Here is an 819-nt window from a genome sequence, read left to right on the forward strand (position 1 = left end):
AGCGAACTGTTACCCTGGCGAATAACCCTGCCAACTGAATAACCCGTTCCCGTCAATACGGTTCTCGCTGTACGCTTACCCTTCTTTGGTGCCAGCTCAATTTGGTATAAAAATTACACGTGAAGATGGTTTTCGTTATGAAGACTCTACTGAATTTAAGACAAAGGTTGCTCGTGGCGAACCCCCCTACCCAGCTAAAAGGCCGTGGTTCCCTTTCACTAAAGATATTTTCAGTGATATCTTGCCTTCAGCACTGGAAGGTTATCCGTATACAGCCGACATTCTGTTGTGGCATATGTGTACACCTTTATACAGCGCTCCAGGCATGGGTAAAGAAGATATTATTCGAGGGATTTGTGACCCAACAAAAATACCATTAATTATTGCCAGTGATATTGTCGTTAGTGATACCAGCATGTATGCAGATTATATTATCCCTGACATTACATATCTGGAACGTTATGTCCAGCATCCGATGCTGGAAGCAACAATGGTCAAGGGGACTGCTGTACGTTATCCCGTTATCGAGCCGTTGACTGGAAAGAATCAAGCGGGACAACATTTTTGTCTTGAGACTTTCTTTATTGATATAGCTTCGAAATTAAACATGGCTGGGTTTGGGAAAAATGCAATTCCTGACAGTAATGGAACTCTATGGCCTCTCGAAAAAATGGAGGATTACTATCTGAAAGGTACTGCAAACGTTGCTTATAGTGGAACACCAGTATCAGATGCAACTGTGACCTGCCCCCACGATTAGATACAACACTCAGTTAGTAACGTCGGAATCTTCATTCTCAGAATGACCCTTTCTCCAGC

Annotated in this window: 1 protein-coding gene; it reads left to right on the forward strand. The window is 43.1% G+C overall.

Annotation, left to right across the window (positions count from 1 at the left end; translation table 11 throughout):
* Positions 1–88: 88 nt before the first annotated feature.
* A complete protein-coding gene (locus OGV85_RS00020) occupies positions 89–760 on the forward strand; it encodes a molybdopterin-binding domain-containing protein (protein ID WP_286552847.1) in 672 nt (223 codons plus the stop codon).
* Positions 761–819 lie beyond the last annotated feature (59 nt).

The organism is Citrobacter sp. Cf132 (genome assembly GCF_030333885.1).
GTDB lineage: Bacteria > Pseudomonadota > Gammaproteobacteria > Enterobacterales > Enterobacteriaceae > Citrobacter > Citrobacter freundii.